This window comes from Kribbella sp. HUAS MG21 (assembly GCF_040254265.1).
Taxonomy (GTDB): domain Bacteria; phylum Actinomycetota; class Actinomycetes; order Propionibacteriales; family Kribbellaceae; genus Kribbella.
The window spans coordinates 2,682,691-2,708,094 of record NZ_CP158165.1 but is presented as its reverse complement, the minus strand read 5'-3'; the positions used below and the strand labels follow the sequence as shown (position 1 = coordinate 2,708,094).

General features: G+C 70.4%; 29 protein-coding genes. 12 read left to right on the top strand and 17 right to left on the bottom strand.

The window, feature by feature from the left end:
• Window positions 1–43 precede the first annotated feature (43 nt).
• Window positions 44–553 (top strand): DinB family protein, encoded by a 510-nt coding sequence (locus ABN611_RS13190; RefSeq protein ID WP_350280135.1) that lies wholly within the window; start codon window positions 44–46, stop codon window positions 551–553.
• 165 nt (window positions 554–718) lie between these two features.
• Here ABN611_RS13190 and ABN611_RS13185 read toward each other — a convergent pair whose 3' ends face one another.
• From ABN611_RS13185 to ABN611_RS13175, 3 genes are read right to left on the bottom strand one after another with little or no spacing between them, the layout of a single operon-like run.
• Window positions 719–1,387, bottom strand: coding sequence for a TetR family transcriptional regulator (locus ABN611_RS13185; RefSeq protein ID WP_350280134.1), 669 nt, complete (start codon window positions 1,385–1,387; stop codon window positions 719–721).
• Window positions 1,359–1,769, bottom strand: a complete 411-nt coding sequence (locus tag ABN611_RS13180) for a DCC1-like thiol-disulfide oxidoreductase family protein (RefSeq protein WP_350280133.1) — start codon at window positions 1,767–1,769, stop codon at window positions 1,359–1,361. The genes ABN611_RS13185 and ABN611_RS13180 overlap by 29 nt, the downstream gene beginning before the upstream one ends.
• A gap of 5 nt (window positions 1,770–1,774) precedes the next feature.
• Window positions 1,775–2,200, bottom strand: a complete 426-nt coding sequence (locus tag ABN611_RS13175; protein ID WP_350280132.1) for a hypothetical protein — start codon at window positions 2,198–2,200, stop codon at window positions 1,775–1,777.
• Window positions 2,201–2,333: 133 nt separating this feature from the next.
• Here ABN611_RS13175 and ABN611_RS13170 point away from each other — a divergent pair, with 133 nt between their 5' ends.
• The 3 genes from ABN611_RS13170 (at window position 2,334) to ABN611_RS13160 (ending at window position 5,318) form a co-directional block, all read left to right on the top strand.
• Window positions 2,334–3,371, top strand: a complete 1,038-nt coding sequence (locus ABN611_RS13170; RefSeq protein WP_350280131.1) for an amidohydrolase family protein — start codon at window positions 2,334–2,336, stop codon at window positions 3,369–3,371.
• 2 nt (window positions 3,372–3,373) lie between these two features.
• A complete protein-coding gene (locus ABN611_RS13165) occupies window positions 3,374–3,733 on the top strand; it encodes a nuclear transport factor 2 family protein (protein ID WP_350280130.1) in 360 nt (119 codons plus the stop codon).
• Window positions 3,734–3,875: 142 nt separating this feature from the next.
• Window positions 3,876–5,318: an ankyrin repeat domain-containing protein gene (locus ABN611_RS13160; RefSeq protein WP_350280129.1), complete on the top strand. Its 1,443-nt coding sequence runs from the start codon at window positions 3,876–3,878 to the stop codon at window positions 5,316–5,318.
• Here the strand turns inward: ABN611_RS13160 and ABN611_RS13155 are convergent.
• On the bottom strand, window positions 5,284–6,387 hold the full coding sequence (locus ABN611_RS13155) for a calcium:proton antiporter (protein ID WP_350280128.1): 1,104 nt from the start codon (window positions 6,385–6,387) through the stop codon (window positions 5,284–5,286). The two genes, ABN611_RS13160 and ABN611_RS13155, sit on opposite strands and share 35 nt — an antisense overlap.
• A gap of 65 nt (window positions 6,388–6,452) precedes the next feature.
• Here ABN611_RS13155 and ABN611_RS13150 point away from each other — a divergent pair, with 65 nt between their 5' ends.
• Together ABN611_RS13150 and ABN611_RS13145 are read left to right on the top strand one after the other, a co-directional pair.
• Window positions 6,453–6,959, top strand: coding sequence for a GNAT family N-acetyltransferase (locus tag ABN611_RS13150; protein WP_350280127.1), 507 nt, complete (start codon window positions 6,453–6,455; stop codon window positions 6,957–6,959).
• Window positions 6,956–7,807 carry a hypothetical protein gene (locus ABN611_RS13145; RefSeq protein WP_350280126.1) on the top strand — a complete coding sequence of 284 codons (852 nt, stop codon included), beginning with the start codon at window positions 6,956–6,958 and terminating at the stop codon, window positions 7,805–7,807. Before ABN611_RS13150 ends, ABN611_RS13145 begins: the two co-directional genes overlap by 4 nt.
• On the opposite strand, the gene ABN611_RS13140 is transcribed toward ABN611_RS13145, so the two are convergent.
• The gene (locus tag ABN611_RS13140) at window positions 7,791–8,699 is read right to left on the bottom strand and encodes a LysR family transcriptional regulator ArgP (protein WP_350280125.1); all 909 of its coding nucleotides are present in this window, start codon (window positions 8,697–8,699) and stop codon (window positions 7,791–7,793) included. The two genes, ABN611_RS13145 and ABN611_RS13140, sit on opposite strands and share 17 nt — an antisense overlap.
• Window positions 8,700–8,772: 73 nt before the next feature.
• Here ABN611_RS13140 and ABN611_RS13135 point away from each other — a divergent pair, with 73 nt between their 5' ends.
• Together ABN611_RS13135 and ABN611_RS13130 are read left to right on the top strand one after the other, a co-directional pair.
• Window positions 8,773–9,369 carry a LysE/ArgO family amino acid transporter gene (locus ABN611_RS13135; RefSeq protein ID WP_350280124.1) on the top strand — a complete coding sequence of 199 codons (597 nt, stop codon included), beginning with the start codon at window positions 8,773–8,775 and terminating at the stop codon, window positions 9,367–9,369.
• Between the two features lie 20 nt (window positions 9,370–9,389).
• On the top strand, window positions 9,390–10,190 hold the full coding sequence (locus tag ABN611_RS13130) for an MBL fold metallo-hydrolase (RefSeq protein ID WP_350280123.1): 801 nt from the start codon (window positions 9,390–9,392) through the stop codon (window positions 10,188–10,190).
• Between the two features lie 4 nt (window positions 10,191–10,194).
• Here ABN611_RS13130 and ABN611_RS13125 read toward each other — a convergent pair whose 3' ends face one another.
• A complete protein-coding gene (locus ABN611_RS13125; protein WP_350280122.1) occupies window positions 10,195–11,106 on the bottom strand; it encodes an SDR family oxidoreductase in 912 nt (303 codons plus the stop codon).
• 48 nt (window positions 11,107–11,154) lie between these two features.
• On the opposite strand from ABN611_RS13125, the gene ABN611_RS13120 reads away from it, so the two are divergent.
• Window positions 11,155–11,847 (top strand): TetR/AcrR family transcriptional regulator C-terminal domain-containing protein, encoded by a 693-nt coding sequence (locus tag ABN611_RS13120; RefSeq protein WP_350280121.1) that lies wholly within the window; start codon window positions 11,155–11,157, stop codon window positions 11,845–11,847.
• On the opposite strand, the gene ABN611_RS13115 is transcribed toward ABN611_RS13120, so the two are convergent.
• Both ABN611_RS13115 and ABN611_RS13110 read right to left on the bottom strand, forming a co-directional pair.
• Entirely contained in the window at window positions 11,769–12,686 is a 918-nt protein-coding gene (locus ABN611_RS13115) for a DMT family transporter (protein WP_350280120.1), read from the bottom strand. The genes ABN611_RS13120 and ABN611_RS13115 overlap by 79 nt on opposite strands.
• A 35-nt stretch (window positions 12,687–12,721) precedes the next feature.
• A complete protein-coding gene (locus tag ABN611_RS13110) occupies window positions 12,722–13,855 on the bottom strand; it encodes an MFS transporter (RefSeq protein ID WP_350281636.1) in 1,134 nt (377 codons plus the stop codon).
• Between the two features lie 173 nt (window positions 13,856–14,028).
• Here ABN611_RS13110 and ABN611_RS13105 point away from each other — a divergent pair, with 173 nt between their 5' ends.
• Window positions 14,029–14,904 carry a hypothetical protein gene (locus tag ABN611_RS13105; protein WP_350280119.1) on the top strand — a complete coding sequence of 292 codons (876 nt, stop codon included), beginning with the start codon at window positions 14,029–14,031 and terminating at the stop codon, window positions 14,902–14,904.
• On the opposite strand, the gene ABN611_RS13100 is transcribed toward ABN611_RS13105, so the two are convergent.
• From ABN611_RS13100 to ABN611_RS13090, 3 genes are all read right to left on the bottom strand, one after another.
• Window positions 14,891–15,295, bottom strand: a complete 405-nt coding sequence (locus ABN611_RS13100) for a GNAT family N-acetyltransferase (protein ID WP_350280118.1) — start codon at window positions 15,293–15,295, stop codon at window positions 14,891–14,893. The two genes, ABN611_RS13105 and ABN611_RS13100, sit on opposite strands and share 14 nt — an antisense overlap.
• A 43-nt stretch (window positions 15,296–15,338) precedes the next feature.
• The gene (locus ABN611_RS13095; RefSeq protein ID WP_350280117.1) at window positions 15,339–15,695 is read right to left on the bottom strand and encodes a helix-turn-helix transcriptional regulator; all 357 of its coding nucleotides are present in this window, start codon (window positions 15,693–15,695) and stop codon (window positions 15,339–15,341) included.
• 180 nt (window positions 15,696–15,875) lie between these two features.
• Window positions 15,876–17,030, bottom strand: coding sequence for a PLP-dependent aspartate aminotransferase family protein (locus ABN611_RS13090; protein WP_350280116.1), 1,155 nt, complete (start codon window positions 17,028–17,030; stop codon window positions 15,876–15,878).
• Between the two features lie 133 nt (window positions 17,031–17,163).
• Here ABN611_RS13090 and ABN611_RS13085 point away from each other — a divergent pair, with 133 nt between their 5' ends.
• Window positions 17,164–17,655: an Lrp/AsnC family transcriptional regulator gene (locus tag ABN611_RS13085; RefSeq protein WP_350280115.1), complete on the top strand. Its 492-nt coding sequence runs from the start codon at window positions 17,164–17,166 to the stop codon at window positions 17,653–17,655.
• A gap of 3 nt (window positions 17,656–17,658) precedes the next feature.
• Here the strand turns inward: ABN611_RS13085 and ABN611_RS13080 are convergent, their stop codons facing one another.
• The 4 genes from ABN611_RS13080 to ABN611_RS13065 are packed head-to-tail and all read right to left on the bottom strand — an operon-like array spanning window position 17,659 to window position 20,545.
• Window positions 17,659–18,678: an LLM class flavin-dependent oxidoreductase gene (locus ABN611_RS13080; protein WP_350280114.1), complete on the bottom strand. Its 1,020-nt coding sequence runs from the start codon at window positions 18,676–18,678 to the stop codon at window positions 17,659–17,661.
• Window positions 18,679–18,708: 30 nt separating this feature from the next.
• Window positions 18,709–19,236: an NAD(P)H-dependent oxidoreductase gene (locus tag ABN611_RS13075; RefSeq protein ID WP_350280113.1), complete on the bottom strand. Its 528-nt coding sequence runs from the start codon at window positions 19,234–19,236 to the stop codon at window positions 18,709–18,711.
• Window positions 19,233–19,436 (bottom strand): hypothetical protein, encoded by a 204-nt coding sequence (locus tag ABN611_RS13070; RefSeq protein WP_350280112.1) that lies wholly within the window; start codon window positions 19,434–19,436, stop codon window positions 19,233–19,235. The genes ABN611_RS13075 and ABN611_RS13070 overlap by 4 nt, the downstream gene beginning before the upstream one ends.
• Window positions 19,433–20,545: a M4 family metallopeptidase gene (locus ABN611_RS13065; protein WP_350280111.1), complete on the bottom strand. Its 1,113-nt coding sequence runs from the start codon at window positions 20,543–20,545 to the stop codon at window positions 19,433–19,435. Before ABN611_RS13065 ends, ABN611_RS13070 begins: the two co-directional genes overlap by 4 nt.
• Before the next feature lie 116 nt (window positions 20,546–20,661).
• On the opposite strand from ABN611_RS13065, the gene ABN611_RS13060 reads away from it, so the two are divergent.
• A complete protein-coding gene (locus tag ABN611_RS13060) occupies window positions 20,662–22,899 on the top strand; it encodes an AAA family ATPase (protein WP_350280110.1) in 2,238 nt (745 codons plus the stop codon).
• A 95-nt stretch (window positions 22,900–22,994) separates the two neighbouring features.
• Here the strand turns inward: ABN611_RS13060 and ABN611_RS13055 are convergent, their stop codons facing one another.
• A complete protein-coding gene (locus ABN611_RS13055; protein ID WP_350280109.1) occupies window positions 22,995–23,567 on the bottom strand; it encodes a hypothetical protein in 573 nt (190 codons plus the stop codon).
• Window positions 23,568–23,591: 24 nt separating this feature from the next.
• Window positions 23,592–25,334 carry a PHP domain-containing protein gene (locus ABN611_RS13050; RefSeq protein WP_350280108.1) on the bottom strand — a complete coding sequence of 581 codons (1,743 nt, stop codon included), beginning with the start codon at window positions 25,332–25,334 and terminating at the stop codon, window positions 23,592–23,594.
• Between the last annotated feature and the right edge of the window lie 70 nt (window positions 25,335–25,404).

The window sequence follows — 25,404 nt, the reverse complement described above, 5'->3', positions numbered from 1 at the left end:
CGGTTATTCACAGGACCCTCGTCACACAGGTTAGGTTCTGCTCGTGACGACAGAGTTCCGGACCGACCCGCCGACCGTCGCCGACGAGCGCGTGCTGCTGCAGGGCTTCCTCGACTACCACCGCGGGACCTTGCTCTGGAAGCTGTCCGGCCTCACCGGCGCGGACCTGGTACGACGCACCGTCGAGCCGTCGAGCATGTCGCTGATCGGCCTCGTTCGGCATCTGAGCGAGGTCGAGAAGTACTGGTTCCACCGCGCGCTGGCCGGCCACGACTCGCCCGAGAAGTACTGGACCGACGAACACCCCGACGGCGACTTCGACCTCGTCACGCCCGAGCAGGCGGAGCAGGACCTCGAGGACTACCACGCGATCGTGAAACTGTCGGACGCCCTCGCCGCGCAGCATTCCCTCGACGCCACCTTCATCCGCCCCCGGTACGACGAGCCGTACTCCGTCCGCTGGCTCTACCTGCACATGATCGAGGAGTACGCGCGCCACAACGGCCACGCCGACCTCCTCCGCGAGCGCCTGGACGGCTCCACCGGCGAATAGGTCCTGTCTGGTGATCCAGCGCCGTAGCGAGGAGGTGCTCGGTGCGGTAGCTCGGCGTGCGGGGGCGAAGGTCTCGATGCGGAGCATCGTGGCCTTTGCACCCGTGCGGTGAGATGCCGTGCCGAGTGCCCCGCAGTAGGCGATGGATCACCAGACAGGGCCTGACTACGGCTTGATCGAGCGGATCAGCCCGACGATGTCGTTCACGACACCGCGGACACCCGGGATCCGCGTCAGCCGGAGCAGCCGGTCGACCAGCGGAACCGCGCGATCGATGAGCGTACGAGTCCGGCGGACGCCCTCCGACCGGTCGTGCACCCAGAACAACACGATCCCCATCTGCAACAGCCACAGCAACTCAGGCAGCTCCGCCCGCAGGTCCGCCGGCAACTTGAGATCGGCCCCGTCCACAACCCGCCGGAACACCTCGACACTCGCATCCCGGGCCGGCCGCGACTCGTCGCTGAACGGCGACAGCGGACTACTCGGATCCGCCGCCGTCTTGAAGAACGTGCCCGCGAACTCGTGGTACGGCGCCGACACCTCCAGCCAGGCATGCAGTACGCCGGCCAACCGGGGCACGAACGCCTTCTCCGCAGCGAGCACAGGCTCGACCGCCTCGCGGTGCTGGTCCTGCAGCAGGTCGTAGTACGCCTGCATCAGGTGGTCCTTGGAGCCGTAGTAGTAGTACGCGTTCCCGACCGACACGCCCGCCTCGGTGGCGATCGCGCGCATCGTGGTCTTGCCGTAGCCCTGCTCCCGGAACAGCCGCAGCGCCGTCGACAGGATCAGCTCGCGCGTCTGTTCACCCTTCGCGGTCGCACCGTCCGTCACATTCGTCAGCGTAATCACCTCCGGTCAACCGCCGCAGACCAGCCGCCGCCTGGACCATCGCCTTCGCGACCGGCCGCATCGCCGGGCTCGCCAGTCGTACTGCGGTGTGTCTGTGCTCCCCCGTGGCCCACAGACACACAATCCAGGCGCGATCGCCGACGTACACCGACCCGTCGTCCGCGACCACGGTCACGTCCCGCAGGGTTGCCTCGTGGTCGAGCGCGGGGTAGAGCGCCCGCGCGTTCGCCGACCCCGCCGCGACGAACCGCAGACGCACCACCCCGCCGTACCCGTCCGGCGCCGGATGCTGCGCCGCCAGCCAGTCCTTGAACCGGCGGCACAGCGGGCATCCGGCGTCGTACAGAACCGTCAGCTCACGCACGAGCGTCAGTACCCGTACCGCTCGGTCAGCGGCGGCGCAGGCGGCACCGTGTCGTTCGGCGGCACCGGCGGCCGGGTCATGCTGTCGAGCCGGCTCCGGGTGCGGATCTTGCTGAAGATCCACACGTTCATCAGGTGCATGACGCCGAGCACCAGCATCACGATCCCGAGCTTCACGCTCAGCTGCTCGAACACGCCGCGGGCGTCGGCGACCGCGCTCCCGCCGCGCAGGAACAGCGTCACGAACCCCAGGTTGACCAGGTAGAACCCGACCACCAGCAGCCGGTTCACCGCGTCGGCGAAGTCCTCGTTGCCGTGGAACACGTCGACCAGGAAGATCCGCCCGTTGCGGCTCAGGGTGCGCGCGACCCAGATCGTCAGCGGCACCGCGACGATCAGGTAGACCAGGTACGCCGTGACTGTCATGTTCATCCTCGTCCTCACCTCTTGAACACGTTCAAATTCTCGTCAAGCCTGACGGTACGCCGCTGTTTTGAACATGTTCAAGTCGCCGCTCGCGTGATCTGGATCTCCCCTGGGCCACAATGGCGACACAATGGCGACCATGACGACCTGGGTCTTCGAAGGCACCGTGCTCCCCGCCGGCGAGGCCACCCGGCTGACCTTCGGCCCCGGCGCGGACGGCGAGCGGTTGCCCGGGCGGTACGGCGTACCGGGCCTCGTCGACGCGCACTGTCACCTGACGATGGCCCCGGGCGCGAACGGCCCTGTCCTGCGCGACGCGGAGTACGCGGCCGAGCGGCTCGGCGAACTCGCGGACGCCGGCGTGAGCGCGGTCCGGGACGTCGGCGGCAACCGCGACGTCACCCTGCACCTCGCGCGGACCACGGACGACAGCCGCCCGTTCGTGCTCGCGGCCGGCCGGTTCCTCGCGCCCGAGGGCCGCTACTTCCCGGGCGCCTACGAGCCGGTCGCCCCGGAGGACCTGCTCGCCGCGGTCGAGGCCGAGATCGCCGACGGCGCGACCTGGCTCAAGCTGGTCGGCGACTTCCCCGAGGTCGGCCCGGACGGCCCGATCCGCGGCAGCAAGGTCAGCCCGTCGTACGACATCGCCGTGGTCGAGGCGATGGTCGAACTGGCGCACTCGCGCGACGTCCGTGTCGCGGCGCACGTCAACACCGACCACGTCTCCGACCTGATCCGGGCCGGCGTCGACTCGGTCGAGCACGGTACGGCGCTCACCGAGCGGGACCTGGCAGCGCTCGGCGCCCGCGGCGGCGCATGGACCCCGACGCTCTGCGCCTCGATCCGCCCGCATCCGGGCGAGACCCCCGAACAGGCGAGCCGGCGCGAGGCCCGGTCGGAGTACCTCGCGTCGATCCTTCCGCTCGCCGAGCGGTACGGCGTCCGCGTGCTGACCGGATCCGACGTGGTCGGCACCGTCGCCGCCGAGATCGACCTGCTCGTCAAGCACGGGCTGTCCGTCGAGCAGGCCATCGCCGCCGGCTCGACCGTCGCGCAGGAGTACCTCGGCCGCCGCGGTGCCGGCAACCTCGTCACGTACGACGCCGACCCGCGCGCACATCCCGACGTACTCGCCCGGCCGGCCGCCGTCGTCCTGAACCACCGGCGGATCGGATGAGCATGAAGGAGAAGGACCTCGACCGCTGGGTCGACAAGTACCGGAAGGCCTGGGAGAGCAACGATCCGGCGGACATCGCCGCGCTCTGGACCGAGGACGCCGCCTGGTACCGGCGGCCCGACGAGGACCCGGTCCTCGGCCGCGACGCGATCGTCGCGGCCTGGCAGGAGGTTGCCGACGGGCCGGGCGAGACGACGTTCGAGTACCAGGTGCTCGGGTTCGGCGACGGGGTCGGGTTCGTCCGCGGCTGGACGACGTACCTGACGAATCCGCCGGGCGAGTTCAGCAACCTGTGGGTGATCCGGCTCGAGAAGGACCGCGCGTACGAGTTCACCGAGTGGTGGATGGAGAAGCCGCTGTGAGCTACGGTGACGGTAGGCACTCAGGGTGCCACCGGTCCGCGGGAAGGGCTCAGCCCACCTGAGTGCTACATCCTGAGTACTGGATTGACCTCCTTTCTCGCCTGACGACGCGGACAGCAGGCTCGTAGAGAGGAGGTCGGCGATGCCGACCCGGAATCTTCCCGACGATCCGAACCTGGACCACCTGCGCGGTCAGGCCAAGTCACTGCTCAAACGGGTGCGCGCCGGCGACCCCGCGGCCGTCACACTGGCCGAAGAGTTCCATCCGGTCAAGACGCTCGCGGACGCGCAGCTGGTGATCGCCCGCAGCTACGGCTTCCCGAGCTGGCCGCGTATCGTGCGGCATTTGGAGCTGGTCGACCGCTACAGCCGTTCGCCGCATCGGCAGTCGGTCGGCGGACCGCTCGACACGCCACAGCAGCGGGCCGACGAGTTCCTCCGGCTCGCGACCCTGCACTACGGGGAGGACGCCCCTTCCCGCCGGCAGGCCGCCCGCGAGCTTCTCGACCGCTTCCCGGACGTTGCTGGGAGCAACATCTACACACAGGTGGTGGCCGGCGACCTGGACGGCGTACGACGCAACGCCGCACAGGCCGCCGTGGAAGGCGGACCGTACCGCTGGGAGCCGCTCCTCTACCTCACCTACAGCCGCCTCGACGCACCGAACCAGCTCGAGATCGCGCGCCTGCTCCTCGAGAACGGCGCCGATCCGAACGCCGGGTACCTCTGGCAGGGCATGCCGTCGCCGTTCACCGCGCTCACCGGCGTGTTCGGCCGCGGCGAGGGCGACCAGCCGCCGCACCGCCATCGCGTCGAACTGGCGCGCCTTCTCCTCGACGCCGGCGCCGACCCGAACGACAGCCAGACCATGTACAACTGCGGTCCCGGGTGTCCCCCGCCGTACGACGATGTTCACCTGGAGCTGCTGCTCGAGTACGGACTCGGCCGTGGAAACGGCGGTCCGTGGCACGAGCGGCTGACGACCGCGCACCCGACCCCGCGGCAACTGCTGGAGGACGAGCTGGTCTTCGCCTCCTGGGCGGGTCTGCGGCACCGCGCGGAACTGGTACTTGCCCAAGGCACCGATCCGGAGGGCGTCGGCACCAGGCATCCGGTGTTCGGCGGCGAACGCCCGTACGAACTCGCCGCCGTCCAAGGGCACACGGAAGTCGCCGACCTGCTTCGTGCCAGCGGCGCCGCGCCGCTGGACGAGGTCCACGAGGTGTACGCCGCGGCGATGCGTGGCGAGACGCCGTACGTCGATCCCGCGCTGGCCGCACGCGCCGTCGCTCGCCTGCCGCACCTCCCGGTCCGGGCAGCGGAGGTCGGGCGGACCGTCGCGATGGAACCCTTGCAACGGCTCGGCTACGACCTCAGCCGGATCGCGGGCGGAGCGGCGCCGATCCACCGCGCCGCGCTGAACGGCCACCTGGACACGGTCCGGAAGCTGATCGAGCTCGGCGCGGACCCGGAGCTACGCGACCCCAACTACAACGGGGACGCGCTGAGCTGGGCCGAACACAGCAAGCAGCAGGCGGTGGCCGACTACCTCAGGGGCTTACCGCAAGGAACAGGAAGGCGCTGAACACCGCGAGGTGAACGGCGCCCTGCAGCAGGGTCGCCCGTCCGGTGGCGAGAGTGAGCATGCTGGTCACGACGGTCAGGATGAACAGCACGAGTTCCTTGCCACCGAGCCCGAGGACGAGCGGCCCGCTCAACCAGATCGAGGCGACCGCGATCGCCGGAATGGTCAGGCCGATGCTGGCGAGCGCTGAGCCGAGCGCGAGATTGACGCTGGTCTGGAGACGGTTCCGCAGGGCCGCGCGCACTGCGGCGACCGTCTCCGGCAGCAGCACCAGCAGCGCGATCACGACACCGACAACTGCCAGTGGCGCGCCGGCCGACTCGACCGCGGACTCCAGCTTCGGCGACACCGTTTTCGCGAGCCCGACCACCGAGACCAGGCAGACGAACAGCAACCCGAGGCTGAGCAGGGCGGTCTTCCCGCTCGGCGCGGCCGCGTGGTGGTCCTCGTCCTCGTCGACGTCCCCGTCGGCGCGGACCGGGAGGAAGTAGTCCCGGTGCCGGATCGTCTGGATGAACACGAAGACGCCGTACAGCACCAGCGAGGTCACGCCCGCGAACGCCAGCTGCGCCGAGCTGAACTGCGGCCCCTCCGCACTCGTCGTGAACGTGGGCAGCACCAAACTCAGCGTCACCAGGGCGATCATCACCGTGAGCACGGAGTACGACGCCTGCACCCGGAACTCCTGCACCCGGTGCCGCAGCGAGCCGACGACCAGCGACAGCCCGAGGATGCCGTTGCAGGTGATCATCACCGCGGCGAACACGGTGTCCCGGGCCAGTGACGCCGCCTTGTCACCGCCGGACGCCATCAGCGTGACGATCAGCGCGACCTCGATGACCGTCACCGCGAGCGCCAGGATCAGCGTGCCGAACGGTTCCCCGACACGGTGCGCGACGACCTCGGCGTGGTGCACGGCGGCGATCACCGCGGCGCCGAGACCGAGGCAGACCAGGATCAGCAGGACCGCACCGAGATCGCGGTGCCAGGTGGCGAGCAGGACGACGAAGGCGAGTGGCGGCACGGCGAGCGTCCAGCGCGGCAGCCCTTGGATCACGGAGTCTGTCATCCTTGGACAGCCTATCGGGAATCCTCTTGGCATCCCCGCCGTCCGCGGGTGATGCTGCTCCCATCATGACTGTGAGCATCAGAGAAGCGACCGCCGCCGACTGGCCGGCCATCTGGCCGTTCTTCCGCGAGATCGTCACCGCGCGGGAGACGTACACCTACGACCCGAACCTGACCGAGGAGCAGGCGCGGGCGCTCTGGATGAGCCCGTCGAGCTCGCCGCTGGCCCGGACCACGGTCGCGGTCGATGCCGACGGCACCGTTCTCGGCAGCGCGAACATGTACCCGAACCGGCCCGGCCCCGGTGCACACGTGGCCAGCGCCAGCTTCATGGTCGACAGCAAGGCCCGCGGCCGCGGCGTCGGGCGGGCGTTGTGCGAGGACATGATCGCGTGGGCCCGGCGGACCGGGTTCCGCTCGATCCAGTTCAACGCGGTCGTCGAGACCAACGAGCCGGCCGTCCACCTGTGGCAGTCCCTCGGCTTCCGGATCGCCGGCACCGTCCCGGAGGCCTTCGACCACCCCCGCCTCGGGTACGTCGGCCTGCACGTGATGTACCGCCCATTGCCGTGAATCGCGCTCGGAAGATGTGGAAGGCGCTGGAGCCGTTCCACGCGATCACCTACTGCGCCCCGGAGACGCGGCGGGCGACCGACGCGCTCGGGCTCAAGGGCGGGTGGATGAGCTACTTCGGCTGCCGTGCCGCGCCGCTCGGGCCGGTCGGTCCGGAGATCGTGGCGGCCGTGTTCTACAACTTCCACCCGGCGATGGTCGCGCGCTCGATCCCGGACGCCTGGAAGTACGCGAGCCCGTCCCAACTGCTCGACGCCCGCCTGACGGCTGTCGACAACGCCGTACGGCGGATGTTCCCGGACGCGGTGTCAGACCGAGGGTTCGACCGGGCGGCCGAGCTGGGGCGACGGGCAGCGGAATCGGCGCCGCTCGCCGGACGGCCGATCGCGGCGGCGAACGCTGCGCTCGACTGGCCGAGTGAGCCGCACCTCGTCCTCTGGCAGGCGACCACGATCCTCCGGGAGTCGCGCGGCGACGGGCACGTCGCTGCACTCGTCGCCGCGGGCCTCACTCCCTGCGAGGCGTTGGTGACGATCTCGGCGGCGGGCGGCCCGGCGAAGGAGGTCTTCCAACTCAACCGGCGTTGGAGCGACGATGAGTGGGCGGCTGCGTCCGACGACCTTCGTGGGCGCGGTCTGCTCGACGCCGGCGGGATGCTGACCTCCGCCGGCCACGCCGTCCGCCAGCAGGTGGAGGACACGACGGACACGTTGGCCGACCAGGGCTGGCGAGCCCTCGGCGACGACCTGACCGACGAACTGCACGACGTCGTACGTCCGCTGAGCGCTGTGCTGATGGCGGACGGCCTGATCCCGGCCGACAACCCGATGGCTATGCGCTGGGACTGACCCGCCGCGTCGTACGCAGTCCCGCCTCGGCGGCCCGCAGTACGGCGGCCGTCAGGGCGTCGAGGATGCCGGACTCGAGCTTCCAGTGCTGCCAGTACAGCGGCACGTCGATGTATTTGCCGGGAGCAACTTCTACCAGGCGGCCGGCGGCGAGCTCGGAGTCCGCCAGCTGGTCCTCGATCATGCCCCAGCCGAGGCCGATCCGGACAGCCTCGTGGAACGGCGCGGACGCCGGGATCGCGTGCGACGGCGGGTCGAGGCGGCGGCGCGTGACCTTGCGGAGCAGCCGGTGCTGCAGAACGTCCTTCTCGTTGAACGTCACGATCGGCGCCTCGGCGAGGGCCTCCGGCAGCGGCTTGCCGGTCAGCCAACGTTCGGCGTACTCCGGGGTGGCGAGCGGGAGGTACCGCATCTTGCCGAGCGGGACGACGCGGCAGCCCTGCACCGGCCGCGGGTCGGCGGTGACCGCGGCGAGCACCGTGCCGTTGCGCAGGTACTCCGCGGAGTGTTCCTCGTCCTCCTGGTGGACGAGGAACCGCGCGTTGTGGGTCCGGGACAGGTCGAGCATGGCGGGCAGGAACCAGTTGTTCAGCGAGTCCGCGTTCACCGCGATCGGTATCCGCTGCGCGTCGACGGTGCCGCGGACGGCGGCGATCGCCTCGAGTTCGAGCAGCGAGACCTGGCGGGCGAGCCGGAGCAGTGCCGCACCCGCCGCGGTCGCGCGGGCCGGTTTGCCGCGCATCACCACGATCTGCCCGAGGCGGCTCTCCAACGCCTTGATCCGCTGGCTGACCGCGGACGGCGTTACGTTGAGCCGCCGGGCGGCCGCGTCGAAGCTGCCCTCGTCGAGGACCGCCACGAACGTCTCGAGCTGCACCGAGTCGAACTGCATGATGAAGCAATCCTAATGGGGCATCAGAATCTTTAGCTGGTTTGAAGATGCTGCACTGCCTACCGTCGAAGACATGCCCCTCCTCGCCGGTTTCGCCACGGCCCTGTCCCTGATCGTCGCGATCGGCGCGCAGAACGCCTTCGTCCTGCGCCAGGGACTGCGCCGCGAGCACGTCCTGCCGGTGGTCCTGACCTGCGCGCTTTCCGACGCGCTCCTGATCTCCAGCGGCATCCTCGGCCTCGGCGCCCTGCTCACCCGCAACCAGCTCGCCCTCGACATCGCGAAGTACGGCGGCGCGGCGTTCCTCTACGGCTACGCGTTCCTGGCCGCGAAACGCGCCTTCAAACCCGGCTCGATCACCCCCGCCGACCACGCCCCCGCCGCCCTCCGCAGCGTCGTACTGGCGTGCCTGGGCTTCACGTACCTCAACCCGCACGTCTACCTCGACACCGTCGTACTCCTCGGCTCCCTAGCCAACCAACGAGGCACCGACGGCCGCTGGCTCTACGGCGTCGGCGCAGTCACCGCCAGCTTCACCTGGTTCTTCACCCTCGGCTTCTTCGCCCGCAAACTAACCCCGTTCTTCGCCCGCCCCCGAGCCTGGCAAATCCTCGACACCACCATCGCCCTCCTCATGACCACCCTCGCCACCTGGATGCTCCTGCCCTGATCGCACCGCAGAATGACCCCGTGGACCTGACGGTGTTGTGTGATGCGGTGGCGGTGTTTCCGGAGGGGTTGCGGGAGGCGTTGCCTGGGTGGGGGGTGGAGGCGGCTGAGTGGACTGGGCGGGTGATGCCGGGGAACGTGCACGCGGGCGGGTGGTTGTTGCATTTCCACAGTTATCTGGTGGTGGACGGGTCCGGTGTGGTGTTGGTGGATGCGGGGATCGGGCCGGCGGGTGGGGATGCGGCTGAGTGGTTGAGGGTGAGTGGGCGGTTGCCTGGGTTGCTGGCGCAAGTGGGGGTGGAGACCGCGGATGTGGATGCGGTCGTGTTGACGCATGTGCATTCGGATCACGTGGGGTGGGCTTCGGACGGTGTGCGGCCGGTGTTCGAGCGGGCGGAGTACGTCGTGCAGCGCGCGGAGTTCGAGCATGTGCGAGGCGGGCAGAACTACGTGAGCCGGATCCAGGCGATCGAAGAAGCCGGACAGTTGCGCGTGGTCGACGGGGAGACGATGCTGCGCGGCTTGCGGTTGTTGCCGACGCCGGGGCACACACCTGGGCATCAGGCTGTCGTGACCGAGCGGGCCGTGCTGGGCGGCGATCTGTGGGTGCATCCCGCGCAGGTGCGGTGGCCGGAGCTGACGTACGTGTACGAACAGGACCCGGCCACCGCGGTGACGTCACGACGCGAGGTGCTGGCGCTGGCCGCCGCTCAGGGGATCCCGATCGCGGCCGCCCACCCCCACACAGCCCAATCCCCCGACGGCACCCCCGTCATCGCCGCAGAGCCCAGCACCACCGCCTGCGTGCCGTACCGCCTCTGATCGGCTAGCGGTAGCCGGTGGTGTCGGCCGGCTTGCCGGCATGCTCCACTTCGACGATGTACCGCCACGCGTCGGGGCGGCTGCCGTCCAGATCGGTGAAGTTGTAGATCTGGGCGAGTTCGCCGCTCGACGTCGACTTGCCGTTCCACCGGCGTACGTCGGGATCGGCCGCGAGCGCCGCCACCGCGCGGCCGACGTACGACGGGCTCTCCGAGATCGCGAAGTGCGGGATCCGCTCGGTCGCGTCCCGCCAGTTGTCCTCCCGAACGCCGAACCCTTCCAGCATCGCCTCCGACCGCAGCCAGCCGGGCGTCAGCAGTACGGCGGTCGCGTCGTACTTGTCCAGCTCGTGCGCGAGCGCGAACGCGACCCGGCTCACCGCGCCCTTCGCGACGTCGTAGAAGAAGGACACGCGATAGTTCGAAGCGTTGAACTCGTTCGTGCCGTCCGTCATCTCCACCACCAGACCGCCCGGCGTCTTGATCAGCAACGGCAGCGCGAAGTGGCTGGTGATCACGTGCGTGTTGACCCCGAGCTCCAGCAGCCGGAGCCCGCCCGCGAGGTCGCTCTCCCACACCGTCTTGTCCCACTCGGGCTCGCCGTGCTGACCCCAGATGTCGTTCACCAGGATGTGCAGCGCGCCCTGCTCACGCTCGATCCGCTCGATCAACGCCTGCACCTGCGCCGGATCCAGGTGATCCACCGGTACGGCGATCCCGCGGCCGCCTGCCTTGTCGACCAGCTCGGCCGTCTCCTCGATCGTCTCCGGCCGGTTCATCTCCGAACGCCGGTCCCGCGTCGACCGCCCGGTCACGTAGACCGTCGCGCCGGCCGCGCCGAGCTCGACCGCGATCCCCCGCCCGGCTGCCCGGGTCGCACCGGCCACCAGCGCCACTTTCCCCGTCAACGGCTGCATGCCGCTCCTCCTTATCCATACGTTGTACGATTATGTACCATACGGCGTATGGTTAACGCTGGCAAGCGCTCCGGACGACCCCGGGCGGGCGAGGAGCGGCTCAGCCGGGAGGCGATCCTGACCGCGGCTCTCCGGATCGTCGACGACGAGGGCATCGACGCGCTGACGATGCGCCGGCTCGCGGCGACGCTGCAGGTCAACCCGATGTCGCTCTACCACCACCTGCCGAACAAGGCGGCCGTCCTGGCCGGCCTCGCCGAGCTGGTGTTCGCGAACCTCGAGCTCCCGGATCCCGGCGACACCGTGCCCTGGGACGAGCAGCTCAAGACCGCCGCCCGTGCCTACCGGGACGGTCTCAGGCAGCACCCGAACCTCGCGCTCCAAGTGCTGTCGGACGCGTCCGTGGTGTCGAACGTCGTCGTGGTCACGATGGAGCCGTTCTACCGCGCCCTGGACCGTTCAGGCCTCGCGCCTCGGCAGGTCTTCGAGGCCGCGAACACGCTGATCGACTTCATCCACGGCTTCAGCCTCGGCGAGGCGTCCGTCCGCGCCGAGACGTTCGAGCTCGCCCCCGACCTGCTCGCGCGCGTCCAAGCCCTCCCACCCGGCAAGGCGCCGATCCTGACGCGGATCGTGAGCGAGCTGGGCAGCACAGGCCTCGCCTACGACTTCGACAGCGGTTTCGAGTCGGGATTGTCGACGCTGACCGCAGGCATCGCGGCCACCGCGCGCGGCCGGTAACGCGAGATCGCCACCCCGACCAGGCACAGCGCACCCCCGGCGTACGCGAGCGGCGCCGGCCCTTCGCCGAGCAGCAGCCATCCGAGGCCGATCGTGATCGGCGGCACCAGGTACGTCGTCGCGCCCATCCGCCCGGCCGTCGTCCGGGCCAGGGCGTACGCCCAGGTGGTGAACGCGATCGCGGTCGGGAACGCGCCGAGAAACACCACCCACCAGATCGTCGACGGACCGACCTCCCGCACCAAGTCAGGCCCGAACGGCAGGCAGGCGACCGCACCGATCACGCACGACAACCAGGTCACCTCCAGCGCGGGGAGCCGCGCAAGCAGCGGCTTCTGCGCCACCACGCCGACCGCGTACGCCGCCGCGGCCAGCAGGCAGAGCACCACGCCCCACACCTCGGCGCCACCGTCCGACGACAGCCCGATCAGCACGACCCCGCCGAACGCGACCAGGCTCCCGGCCACCAACTGCCGCGGGAACCCTTCGCCCAGCAGGATCCCGGCCAGCAGCGCGATCAGCAGCGGACCGATGTTCACCAGCATCGCGGTCGTCCCGGCGTCCAGGTGCCGCTCGGCCGCATTCAGCGCCACGTTGTAGACGCCGAACCACAGCAGCCCGCAGACCAGCAGGAACTTCCAGTCGGCCCGCGCCGGCCAGCGCCGCGGCCGGCTGAACACGAAGATCCCCAGCAGTACGCTGCCGACCAGCAACCGGCCGAGCGACAGGGCGCCCGCCGAGATCTCCTGCCCCACATGGCGGATCGCGACGAACGCCGACGCCCACAGCACCACCGTCACCGCGGCCGCAGCGGCGGCCGGCAACCCCTGCTTCCTCATACTCGTGGAACGTGTTGTCTGCACATCATGTGAGGCTAGGTCTCCGACACTTCGGCGGCCGACGAACTCCGCGGCTCCGGCAGCGCCACCGGTACGACGAACGCGGTCAGCAGCACCGGCACGGTCAACGCCGCGACCAGGATCGACATCGTGAACCACACCGACCCGAGCGCGAACCCGCCGTACACCGCGATCGCCGACACCTCCGCGAACAGGCCGGACACCGACGTCACGGTCGCCCGCGCCGGCCCGGTGATCGCGTCCTGCAGGCGTGCCTCGGACACCACGATCACGAGTTGCAGCACGCCGTACCCGATCGCGATCGGCAGGAAGCCCCACGCGGAACCGCTCAGCGCGCCGGTCGCGATCAGCACCGCGGTCACCGCCATCCCGGCGGCGAAGGTTGCTGCAGGCAACCTGTACGCCGGACCGGCGAGCGCGCCGCCGATCGCCTGCGCGGCAACGGTTCCCGCGATCAGCAACGGGACCACCTCGGTCGCCGCACCGGTCTCCCGGGCGAGCAGCGGGAAGTACTCGTCGAACGCCAGGAACCCGCCGAGCAGGGCGACCAGCAGGACGGACCGCCTGACCACCCGACTCGTCAGAACCTCGGACACACCCGACCGCAGCAGGTGCAGATAGTTGCCGAACGCCGCCCGCGCCCCCGGCTCATCCGCCTCCCGCGCCGCCTCCACCGGACGCGCCTCGGGCAACGACCACGCCACGACCGCCTGCGCCAGACAGCTGAGCACGCTGACCACACCGGCCAGGGTGTAACCGCCGAGCTCGAAGAGCGGCGCCGCGAGCGCCGTCGCCGCCAGGTTCATCACGAAGGACCCGGAGCGCGCACGACCGAGCAGCGTCGCGAACCGCGCGGTGCGGTCCCGGGCCGCGAGTTCGTCGTACACGAACGCCTCGAAGGTGCCCGAGATCAGCGCGGACGACGTACCCCACAGGGTGAAGCCCAGCGCGAAGCCGGCGAACGACGGCAGCGTGATCCAGGCGGCGTACCCGAGGGCGCCGACCAGCGCGCCGAGGATCAGCAGCTTGCGCCGCGAGTACGAATCCGCCCAGGCGCCGGACGGCACCTCGAGGACGAACCCGGTCGCCGACCAGATGACGAACAGCGTCGAGATCTGGGCAGCCGACAGCCCGTGGTCGGCGAACAGCAGCTGGTAGAGCGGGTAGAGCGGGATGAAGTCCTGCAGCGACGCGAACGCGACGATGCGGACCGACAGCCCTCGGTCCGAAGGTCAAAGATGCGGACTCGGAAATCTCATGGTGTCGACGATACGACATAAATGGCGCGCGGATCAGGGGGAATTTCGGCGAGAGTGGAGCGATGGGAGACGTCAGCGAACGGTTCTGGGCGAAGCTGCCGGCCGGCAGCCGCGACGCCCTCGTGCATGGCCTGAGCCAGTCCGAGCTGCAGTCCGTCCTGCTGGACGTGACGCGGGAGCGCGCCGCCAAGGTCAAGCCGGCGCGGTTGCTGCAGCGCTGGCAGCAGGACCGCTTCGTCCAGCCGTCGAGCGTCGACCCGCGCGAGCTGGTCAAGACGCAGCAGCGGCTGTGGGAGGTGCTGCCGGAGAAGTTCGCCGGCGTGCAGCTCTCGCCGTTGACGCCGCTGGGCACGTGTTCGGCGGTGGCGCCGATCAACCAGCACCAGGTCGTCGGCACGATCCGCGGTACCGAGGTCGCCAGCGATCCCACCAACGAGCTCGCGATCGAGGCCGCCGTACGACGTCGCGCCGGGCAGGACCGGGTGCACCTGGCGGCGTGTCAGCGGGTCGTCCGCGCGCAGACGTTCGACGCGCCGGGGATGTCGGCGCACTTCGAGCTGTTCGTGCTGGTGTCGAGCGCCCGCGACACCGGGTCGTGCCGCACCGAGGCCGAGCTGCTGACCGACCACCTGAGGTTCTGGCACGCTGTGCTGGGCGAGAAGGCGGAGCTGACGTTCACCGCGTTCAAGGAGACCGCGCTGCGGGACCGGATCGAGGACACGGTCCGGCCGGCGCTCGGGGTCGCGTTCACCGAGGACACCGCGCGGACCAAGAGCGCCGGCTACTACGCCGGTACGGCGCTCGGCATCGGCCGCGCCGGCGACGAACTGGGCGACGGCGGGTTCACCACCTGGACCGCGGACCTGCTCGGCGACGCGAAGGAACGCTGCCTGACCTCGTGCATCTCCACCGAGCGACTGACGGCTATCGGAGTTTGAGCAGCCCCGCATCGGTCGGGCGGAAGCCGCACGCGTCTTCGTAGAAGGCCTTCAGGTGTGGTTCGTAGTCGACGTGCAGCCACTCGCAACCCGCCTTGCGAGCCTCCTCGGCGGCGGTCAGCACGAGCTGCCGGCCGATGCCCTGCCGACCGTGGTCGGGATGGACGGCGGTGTCCAGCACGAATGCGTGCGCGCCGCCGTCCCAGCACACCTGGACGAAGCCGACGAGCTGATCGTTGCTGAAGGCGCCGACCCAGGTCAGCGCCCAGCGCTCCAATCGCTCCGCCCACGGCTGGACTTCCGGCTCGCCCTCGAACGCCGCCGCATGCAGCGCGGACAGCTCGCGATCGTCCACCGGGAACCGGACGACGTACTTCACCGCAGTATTCACGCAGGTCAGGCTATGCCCCGTCCGCCGCCGGGCGGGAACGGTTCTAGGCGACGAGCGTGTACGCCGTGGCCGACGCGGAGTAGGCGCGCGGGCCGGACGGGATGCGGCGCGCCGAGCGGTCCTCGACGCGGATCGCGGCCGTCTGCAGCTGGATCGGCAGCGTGGACCGGACCGCGGTGGTCAGGTCGAACTGCACCTCGGACAGCAGGTCCGAGAGCTCCAGGTCCAGCGCCCGGCAGATCGCTGCGAGGATCTCCGACGACGGCTCCTTGCGGCCGCGCTCGATCTCGGACAGGTACGGCACCGACACCTGGGCCAGCTCGGCGAGCTCACGCAGGGTGATTCCCCGCTCGCGCCGCAGCCGGCGGAACACGTTACCGATCACCTGGCGTAGCAACACGACGGGCCCTCCTCGCCTCCGGATCTCCTGTACCGAGTGTGCCACCCCGCAAGTCCCACCCGCTCCCGTTCTGCCCTCAGCAGATCCCGCATCCCGTTCTGCCCTCAGCAGAGCCCACTTTGTGCACCCACCAACCAGCTTGACGGCGGCGAGATGGTTGGCGGGTGCCCAAAGAAGTCGTCAGAGGCGGGCGAGGGCGGTGGCGAGGTCGGTGGTGAGGTCTTCGGGGTCCTCGAGGCCTAGGCTCAGGCGGAGGAGGCCTTCGGAGGGTTTGGCCTGCGCGGCGACCAGGCGGTGGGTGAGCGCCGCGGGGTGCTGGATCAGGGTGTCGACGCCGCCCAGCGAGACTGCGTGCGTGATCAGCCGCAGTCCGCTCGTGACACGCTCGGCGGCCTCGTACCCGCCGCTGAGCGTGAACGCGAGCACCGCGCCGGGACCTGCCTGCTGGCGCCCGATCAGCCCGGCCGGATCGTTCAGCCCCGGGTAGTACACCCGCTCGACCGACGGCTGCGCGGACAGCCAGTCCGCGACCTTGATCGCGGTCGCCTGCTGCGCCCGTACTCGCACCGGCAGCGTCTGCAGTCCCCGATGCAGTTCGTACGCCGCCAGCGGGTGCAGCAGGCCCCCTGTCACAGCGCGGATCTGCCGGAGCCGGCCGACCCACTCCACGCCGGCCGCGACGACGCCGCCCATGACGTCACCGTGACCACCGAGGTACTTCGTTGCCGAGTGCAACACCAGGCTCGCCCCGTGCCGAGCCGGTTGCTGCAGGACGGGCGTCGCGAACGTGTTGTCCACCAGCACGGGTACGTCGCCCGCCGCGGTGGCGACCGCCGCGATGTCGACCAGGTCGACGGTGGGGTTGGCGGGTGTCTCGACGATCACCAGCCCGGTGTCGGGACGGATCGCGGCACCGACCGCGCCCGGGTCGACGTACGTCACGGTTGTCCCCAGCAAGCCTGTGGACAACAGGTGGTCGCTGCCGCCGTACAGCGGCCGTGCGGCGACCACGTGTGGGCGGCCCGCGGCGACCGTGGCGAGCAGGCAGGCGGTGAGCGCGGCCATCCCGGAGCCGAACGCCACCGCGCCGTCGGTGTGCTCGAGCTCGGCGAGCGCGTCCTCGAAGCGCGCGACGGTCGGGTTCCACAGCCGCTGGTAGACGAGGCTGCCGCCGTCGGGGCCGCGGCCCTGCGTGAGTTCGTCGTACGACGCTCCGCCGGCGCCGACGCCGGGCAGCGGGTAGGTCGTGGACAGGTCGATCGGAGGGACGTGGACGCCGAGCGCGGCCAGGTCGTCGCGCCCGGCGTGCACCGAGCGGGTGTCGAGCTGGGTCATGGGGCCTCCTCACCGTGGTGGTGCTGGTGAGGATGGAATCTTCTGCGATTGAGCCGCAAGAGTTCCGAAGAAAATTCGTCCACAGGCCTGTCCACACGCTGTGGATTCTGTGGACGAGCTCTACAGTGGGGGAATGCCGAAGGATCGTCGGAGCCCCGGACCGGCTCCGCGGCCGGTTCCGGAAGGGCTGGACGAGGTGGACCGGAAGCTGGTCCAGCTGCTCACGGCCGACGGCCGGATGCCGAACAACGCGCTCGCCGAGGCAGCCGGGATCGCGGCGTCGACATGCCTGACCCGGGTCCGGTCGTTACGCGAGCGCGGGGTGATCCGCGGCTTCCACGCCGACGTGGACCTGGCCGCGCTCGGTCAGCCGCTGCAGGCGCTGATCGCGATCCGGATCGGCGCGCACTCGCGCGACGAGATCGACCGGTTCCGGAGGAAGGTCCCCGGGTTGCCCGGGGTGCTGTCGCTGTTCCACGTCAGCGGCGCCAACGACTACCTGTTGCACGTCTCCGCGGCGACACCGGACGCACTCCGCGAGTTCGTGCTGGATCACCTGACCGCGGACCCCGCGGTCAGCCACGCCGAGACGAGCCTGATCTTCGAGCACGTCCGCGGCGGTTGAGAGCTACCGCGGCTTGAGGCCCCAGGCCTCGGCGAGCAGCTGGAACGAGCGGCGGCGTTCGGCCGGGCTGTGGATATTGGTGGTGATGATCAGCTCGTCGGCCCCGGCGGAGTCCGCGCGGCGACGCAGGTCGTCGGCGACGTGGTCCGACGTACCGACCGACACCAGGCCTGCCCACTCCTCGACGGCGGCCTCTTCCGCGTCGGACCACGGGTAGGCAGCGGCCTCCTCCGGGGACGGCAGCGGGCCCGGACGGCCGGAACGGAGGCGGAGCATGGAGAGTGCGTTGGCGCGGGCGAGCTGCTGCGCGCGCTCCTCTGTCTCGGCGACGATGGCGGCCAGCGCGAGGATCGCGTGTGGCTCGCCCACGTGCTCGAGCTGCCGGAAGTTCGCCTTGTACGCCGAGATCACGCCGGCCGGGTCGAGCGTCCCGAAGTGCCCGGCGTATGCGAACCCGGTGCCGAGCGCGGCGGCTGCCTGACCGCCGTACGTGCTGGAGCCGAGGATCCACACCGGCGGCAGCGGTACGTCGGCCGGCTGCGCGCTGATCGGCTCGAACGGATGCCCCGCCGGGAACCCTTCGGCGTACGCGCGGAGCTCGGCGTACTGCTCGGTGAAGTCGTCGGCGCCGAGGGCCTCGCGGCTGCGGCGCAGCGCGAGCGCCGTGCGCTGGTCGGTGCCGGGCGCGCGGCCGAGGCCGAGGTCGATGCGGTCCGGGTACAGCCCGCCGAGGACGCGGAACGTCTCGGCGACCTTGAGCGGCGAGTGGTTCGGGAGCATGACGCCGCCGGAGCCCACCCGGATGGTCGACGTCGCGGCCGCCACCGCGGCGATCATCACCTCGGGGCTGGTGCTCACCACGCTCGGGATGTTGTGATGCTCCGCCAGCCAGAACCGGTGGTAGCCGGCGGCCTCCGCGGTGCGGGCCAGTTCGAGCGTCTCGTGCAGCGCCTCCGACGGCCGCGTGCCCGTCGGCACCGGCGAGAGGTCGAGCACGGACAGGGGCATCGGTTCGGCGCTCACGTCCAACCCCCAACCACCGCCCGCGGGAACCTATTCCGGGTACGGCGTGTCCGCGCGGGCGTCGCGCAGCGGGCGGGCCCACCAGGCGAGCTGGCGGAGCATCGCGGCGGCGGCCGCGTTCGTCGTCGGGTCCGCCGGTTCGCCGGCGTCGGTGAAGTCCTCTTCGCGGAAGCCGAGGCTGTCGCGGATCGTCACCGCGTGCAGCTCGCCGAAGACGAGCCGGAGCTGCTCGGCAGCGCGCAGGCCGCCGGAGCGTCCGCCGTACACCACGAAACCGACGGGCTTCGCGTACCAAGGTCGGCGTACGGCGTCGATCGCTGTCTTCACGTCGCCGGGGTAGGCGTGGTTGTACTCGGCCGTGACGATGATCACGGCGTCCGCGTCGGCGATGCGTGGCGGCAGGTCGGTCAGCGGTACGGCGCTCAGGTCGATCAGGTCGAGCTTGAACTCGTCGGACCGCTCGACCTCACGCGCGAACCAGCGCGTGACCGCGGTACCGAACCGCCCCGGCTCGAGGTTGCGCGTCAGCACGACGAGCCGGAGCGGATGAACTGTCACTTCATCGACGCTAATACCTCAACATGACTTGAGGTCAAACCCGTCTCAGGTTCGGGTACGGCGATCGCGACGTAGCCGTGTGGATCACACGGCATGTCGCACGGCGCGGACAGCATCGTCACCGGCTGCGCGATCGCGGCGGCACCAGTCACCACCGTGGCCGCCGCGTTCACCGGCCACAGCCATTCCCGTGCCGTCACCCGGCAGAACCCTCTCGCTCAGGCGGCGGCTGCGAAGGCGGTGCCGAAGGCTGCAACCCACTCTGCGCAGCCGTCAGCAACTCGGAGTCCGAGTCGAGGACCCCAACTGTCTGCCAGGCATTGGTGACTGCGGCCAGTTGTGGGGCGTCTTCGCCGAAGAGGGTGCGGGCGGCGGTCTGGGTGGCTGTGGCGAAGGTCTTGAAGTCGGCGGATTGCGGCAGGTTGCCGGACGTCAGCGTCGTGTACCAGATGCGGCCCGCGTCGTCGTACGCGTTGCCGCCGAGTTCCGTTGCGACCAGGTAGAACGCGCGGTTCGGGATGCCGGAGTTGATGTGGACGCCGCCGTTGTCGTCGTCCGTGTCGACGTACCCGGACATGTCGGCCGGTTGCGGGTCCTTGCCCAGCCGCGGATCGTCGTACGCCGTCCCTGGCTCCTTCATCGACCGCAGCGCGACACCTTGCACGCCCGGCAGGAACAACCCGGCCCCGATCAGCCAATCAGCCTCCGCGGCGCTCTGGCCGAGCGCGTGCTGTTTCGCGAGCGAGCCGAAGACGTCCGAGAGGCTCTCGTTCAGCGCACCCGACTGACCTTCGTACACGAGGTTCGCGGTGTACTGCGTGACGCCGTGCGTCAGCTCGTGACCCGTGACGTCGATCGCGGCCGTGAAGTGGCCGAAGATCTCGCCGTCCCCGTCGCCGAACACCATCCGCGCGCCGTCCCAGAACGCGTTCGCGTACCCGCGGTCGAAGTGCACCGTAGAGCTGAGCACCAGCCCGGCGCCGTCGATCGAGTCGCGCCCGAAGCACTGCTGGTACATGTCCCAGGTCGCGCCGGTGCCGTCGTACGCCTGGTTGACCACCTCGTCCCGGACGGGCTCGTCGCCCTCGGACCGGGCGAGCGTCCCGGGCAGGTCGGTGCCGTTCTCGGCGTCGTACACCGCGCGCTTCCGGCCGCCCGCCGCGGCGGCGGGTTCCCGGCCGGCCGCGGGCCGCGTGCGCAGGACTGCGTCGTGCCGCAGCGACTGCCGGATCCGGGCCCGGACGTTCGGGTCGGCCGCGGTCCGCTCGAGCTGCTCGAGCAGGTACGGCGGGACGATTCCGTGGAACACCACTACAGGAAAACCCGGCACCGGGATAAACTCAAGGATTTGTGGCTGCCGTCGGAAGAATTCCAGAAATGCGGCCTGAAAGCCAACGGGACGTATTTTAACACAAGGGGTAGGAATTGCCGAATCCGGTCGACGCCGAACAGGCCAACCTGATCACCTTCTACGCCGCGCTCGACACCGAGCGCGCGCGGACCGAGGCGCGGACCGCCGACGAACTGCTGGTCCGGACCCGCAACGCCCAGGCGCTGAACCAGCGCGACGGGCGGATCCGGGACCTCAAGCTCCGGCAGGCCCGGCTGAACGCCGCCGAGGAGGGGCTGTACTTCGGCCGCCTGGACACCGCCGACGGCGAGATCCTGCACATCGGGCGGCTCGGCCTGCACGACGACGAGTACGAACCGCTGCTCGTCGACTGGCGCGCCCCCGCCGCGCGGCCGTTCTACGTCGCGACCGCGGTCGCCAACCACGGCATCGTCCGCCGCCGGCACGTCCAGACCCGGCTGCGCCGCGTGGTCGACGTCCAGGACGAGCAACTCGACCTCGGCCGGGAGGCCGCCGACCCGTCGAAGCCCGGTACCGGCGTGATCGGCGAGGCCGTGCTGATGAAGGCACTCGAGGCGCGCCGCACCGGCCGGATGGAGTCGATCGTCCAGACGATCCAGGCCGACCAGGACCGGATCATCCGCTCCGAACTGCCCGGAATCCTGGTCGTCCAGGGCGGGCCCGGCACCGGGAAGACCGCGATCGCGCTGCACCGCGCGGCATTTCTGCTCTACACGCATCGCGAACAACTGGAAAAGCGCGGAATTCTCGTCGTCGGGCCGAATGCGGCGTTCCTGCGGTTCATCGGCCAGGTGCTGCCGTCGCTCGGTGAGGACGGCGTACGACTCGTCACGATCGCCGAGCTGTACCCGGGCCTGACCGCCACCCGCCCGGAATCGCCGGAGAGCGCCGAGGTGAAGGGCCGGACCGTGATGGCCGAGGTGATCGCGCAGGCGGTCGCCGATCGCCAGTGGATCCCCGAGCAGCCGGTGCGGGTGACCGTCGAGCGGACCGTGCTGACACTCGAGCCGACGGTCTGCGAGGCGGTCCACGCGCGCGTGCGCAACCGCAACCTGACCCACAACCAGGCGCGGCCGTTCGTGCTCAACGAGATCACCGATCACCTCACCCAGCAGTACGCCGACCTGATCGGTACCGATCCTCTCGACGGCGAGCAGTTGCTCGACGAGTACGACCTGGCCGAGCTGCGCAACGAGGTCCTCGCCGAGCCCGCCGTACAAGCGCTCCTCGAGAACCTGTGGCCGTTGCTCAGTCCGCAGAAGCTGCTCGAGGACCTGTACGGCGACGAGGACCGGCTCGCGTCCGCGGCGCCGCAGCTGTCGGCACTGGATCGCGAGCACCTGCTGCGGTACGGCGCCGACTGGAGTCCGGCCGACGTACCGCTGCTCGACGAGGCGGCGGAGCTGCTCGGTGACGACGGGACCGAGGCGGCGCGGGAGCGGGCGGCCCGGGCACGCGCGATCGCTTATGCACAAGGCGCTCTGGACGTGCTGTCCGGGTCCGGGTCGACGGACTTCGACGAGGACGACGACGCGGAGATCCTGACCGCGAAGGACATCCTCGACGCCGAGGCGCTGGCCGAGCGGTACGAGGCCGAGGACGACCGGACGCTCGCCGACCGGGCCGCCGCCGACCGGCGGTGGACGTACGGGCATGTGATCGTCGACGAGGCGCAGGAGCTGTCGCCGATGGCGTGGCGGGCGATCGCGCGCCGGTGCCCGCTGCGGTCGATGACGGTGGTCGGCGACGTGGCGCAGACGAGTTCCGTCGGTGGCGGGACGACGTGGGCCGGGGCGCTCGGCGAGACGTTCGGCGAGCGCTGGCGGCTGGCCGAGCTGACGTTGAACTATCGCACGCCGGCCGAGGTGATGGAACTCGCGAACGCCGTACTGCGCGAGGTCGACCCGTCGGCGCGGGCTCCGCAGTCGGTCCGGTCCACGGGCGTGAAGCCCTGGCATCTCGACGTACCGGCGGCTGAGCAGGCGTTGACCGTCTACAAGATGGCTGCCGAGGAGACGGCGTACGGCGAGGTCGGCGTGATCACGTCCCGCAGCCGGCTCGAGCTGATCCAGGAGGCGGTCGACGGGCTCACCGGCGTCACGGTGCTGACCGCGCGCGAGGCGAAGGGTCTCGAGTTCGACTCGGTCCTGGTCGTCGACCCCGACGGCATCGTCATCGAGTCACCCCGCGGCCTCCGCGACCTGTACGTCGCCCTCACCCGCTGCACCCAACGCCTGGGCGTCGTCGGCGAACTCCCCGACGTACTACGAGGCTCGTCGGCTTGGGGATAGCGATCGCCAGCCCATCACAATCCGCAGGCGAACACCGCGTTGAGCGCACAACCCGCCGACAGGCTCGATTGTGATGGCCTGCAGCTCGGTGCCACTCAATGATCCGCGCAGCACTTCTGCTGGTGCTGGAGTTCGAACGGGATGAGGACGTTGCCGGCGGCCGGTTGGACCTGCAGGACCAGGCGGCCGTCGCGGCGGACCGGGCGGACGAAGTCGAGGGTGTCGATCAGCGTGTCGTCCTCGACCGGTACGCCGCCGATGCCTTCCAGGCGGTCGATCCCGCAGCGGGTCCGCAGCTCGGCCGCGGGCAGCACGCCGCGCGCCTGCTCGTGACCGGGCCAGCGGACCACGCGTCCCGTCGTACCGAGGGCGGCCTCGACCGCGGCGACGTACGCGCCGCGGACCAGCCGGCTCGGCCCGGCGAGCTCCGGTTCGGAGGCGCCGGGCCGGGTGATCGCCAGCCCGACGTTGCGGTCGGCAACCATCGCGCGCACCGGGTCGGCGAGGTCGGCGGTGCTGGTCAGCGAGACCGCGACGTGCGGCCGGTCGTCGCCCGCCACCATGTGGGTGAGGGCGACGACCGGCTGGTCCAGGCCGCCGATCAGGTCGTACAGCAGGTGGTCGGCCGCGGCCGTGTCCGTGCTGCCGGCGTCGATCGCGATGATCACAACAGGTTTCCTTACTCGGGTGCCTTACTTGGGGAGCACCCAGATCGGGTTGGTGTAGAACCAGAGGTCGACCCACGGGTCCGCGTCGCCGACCACGTCGAGCTTCGGCCCGGCCGGGTCCACCGCCGCACCGAGGTAGCCGGGCTGGCTGCGGTTCCCGTCGGTGCCGCGGACCCGCACGTACTGCGCCTCCTCGGCGGGGCCCAGCGGGTACACGAGCTCGAACGTGCCGCGCTTGCCCGCGGTGTCCCACTGCTTGACGACCTTGGTGTCCGGCGCGGTCATCGTGTCCTTGTCGCCGACCGGGCCGGTCACCGAGCCGCGGATCACGTCGACCCGGTTCAGCGCCGGGACGAAGTTCGCCCAGTTCGGCAGCGTCTGCGTGGTGATCCGGACGACGAGTTCGATCGGCCGGCCCTTCTTCACGAGCAGCGCGCCGCCGAGCGGCTCGCCGTACCGCTTGCCGACCTCGCGGACCTCGACCTCGACGCCCTTGACCAGCGCGCCGTGGTCGACCCAGACGCGGCCGTTGCGCAGGCCCTCCATCACCGCGAGGTAGTCGCGGCGGTCGGCGCCGACGTGGGTGCGGCTGTAGAAACCCGGCCAGAAGTCGCCGGCCGTGGTGTTCACGGTGTTGCCGTAGACCGGGTCCATGTAGCGGCCGTCGCGGTCGAACTGCGCCTGGCTGGAGCCGTCGGGGCGGCGGGCGGTCTCGTTCCAGTTCACGTGCGAGTCGGAGTTCGCGGTGATCCACCAGGGCTTGCCCTCGGCGAGCAGGCTGTCCCAGAGGCCGCCGACGGTGGCGGTCATCCAGTCGAAGCCGCCCCAGGTGCGGTAGCTCTCGGCCGGGTAGCCGGGGAACGAGTTCGGGTTCTGCGCGTTGCCGTAGTACCCGCGCGCGCTGCCGCCGCCGAGCGGCTTCGGCAGGCCGGCCGCCTGGTGGCCCGGGGCGCCCTCGAAGCCGATCGCGATCCGCGGGTCGGCGTCGCGCCAGTTGCGGATCTCGTGCGGGCTGTCGATGCCGTTGCGGGCCGGGTGGTTGGCCAGGAACAGCGCGTCCGCGACCCGGCGCCGGTCGACCTGCTGGCCGAGCCACTGGATGCCGGACACCGCGAGCGCCTCGTTGGCCGGAGAGTTCGCGCTCGCGCCCTTGACGCTGCCGTCGTAGCTGTTCTCGAACTGCTTCAGGACCTCGACCTCGCGGCTGCCCGGCGCGACGAAGACCGTGCCGTGCTCGGCGGCCGGGATGTTCCACTCCAGGCCCTGGAAGATCAGCGTGTCGCGCAGCTCGGCGCGGGCCGCCTTGATCTGCGGGTTGACCAGGTCGACGCCGATCCGCGCGTGCGTCGCGCCGCCGTGGTCGGTGATGACCAGCCAGTCCAGCCCGTACGCCGTCGCGTGCCGCGCCTGGTCGATGACGCGGTACATGCCGTCGGAGCTCAGCTGGGTGTGGATGTGGTGATCGCCGGCCAGCCAGACGTTCGGCCGGCTGCCCTGCTGGAAGACCCACCCGTCGCGCGGCGCGGTCGCCGCGGCGAGCTGGGCGCCGCTGACCGCGAGGGCCGCCGTACCACCGAGGATCCCGGCCGAACGCAGCAACGCCCGCCGCGACACCTCCGCCGGCGACAGCTCCCGATCCGGCACCGACTCGTCGAGCGCGGCCAACGTCGCCTGGTCCAACTCGGTGTTCGGCTGGTGATGCTCGTGATCATGCCCGTGCCCATGCCCGTGCCCGTGCCCATGACCGTGCGAGTGCGTGTGGCCCATCGACCTGTCCTCTCGTGGCGGAATTCCGGCGGGATCATCGCGCTTTTCCATGACCACGAGATGTGCGCCG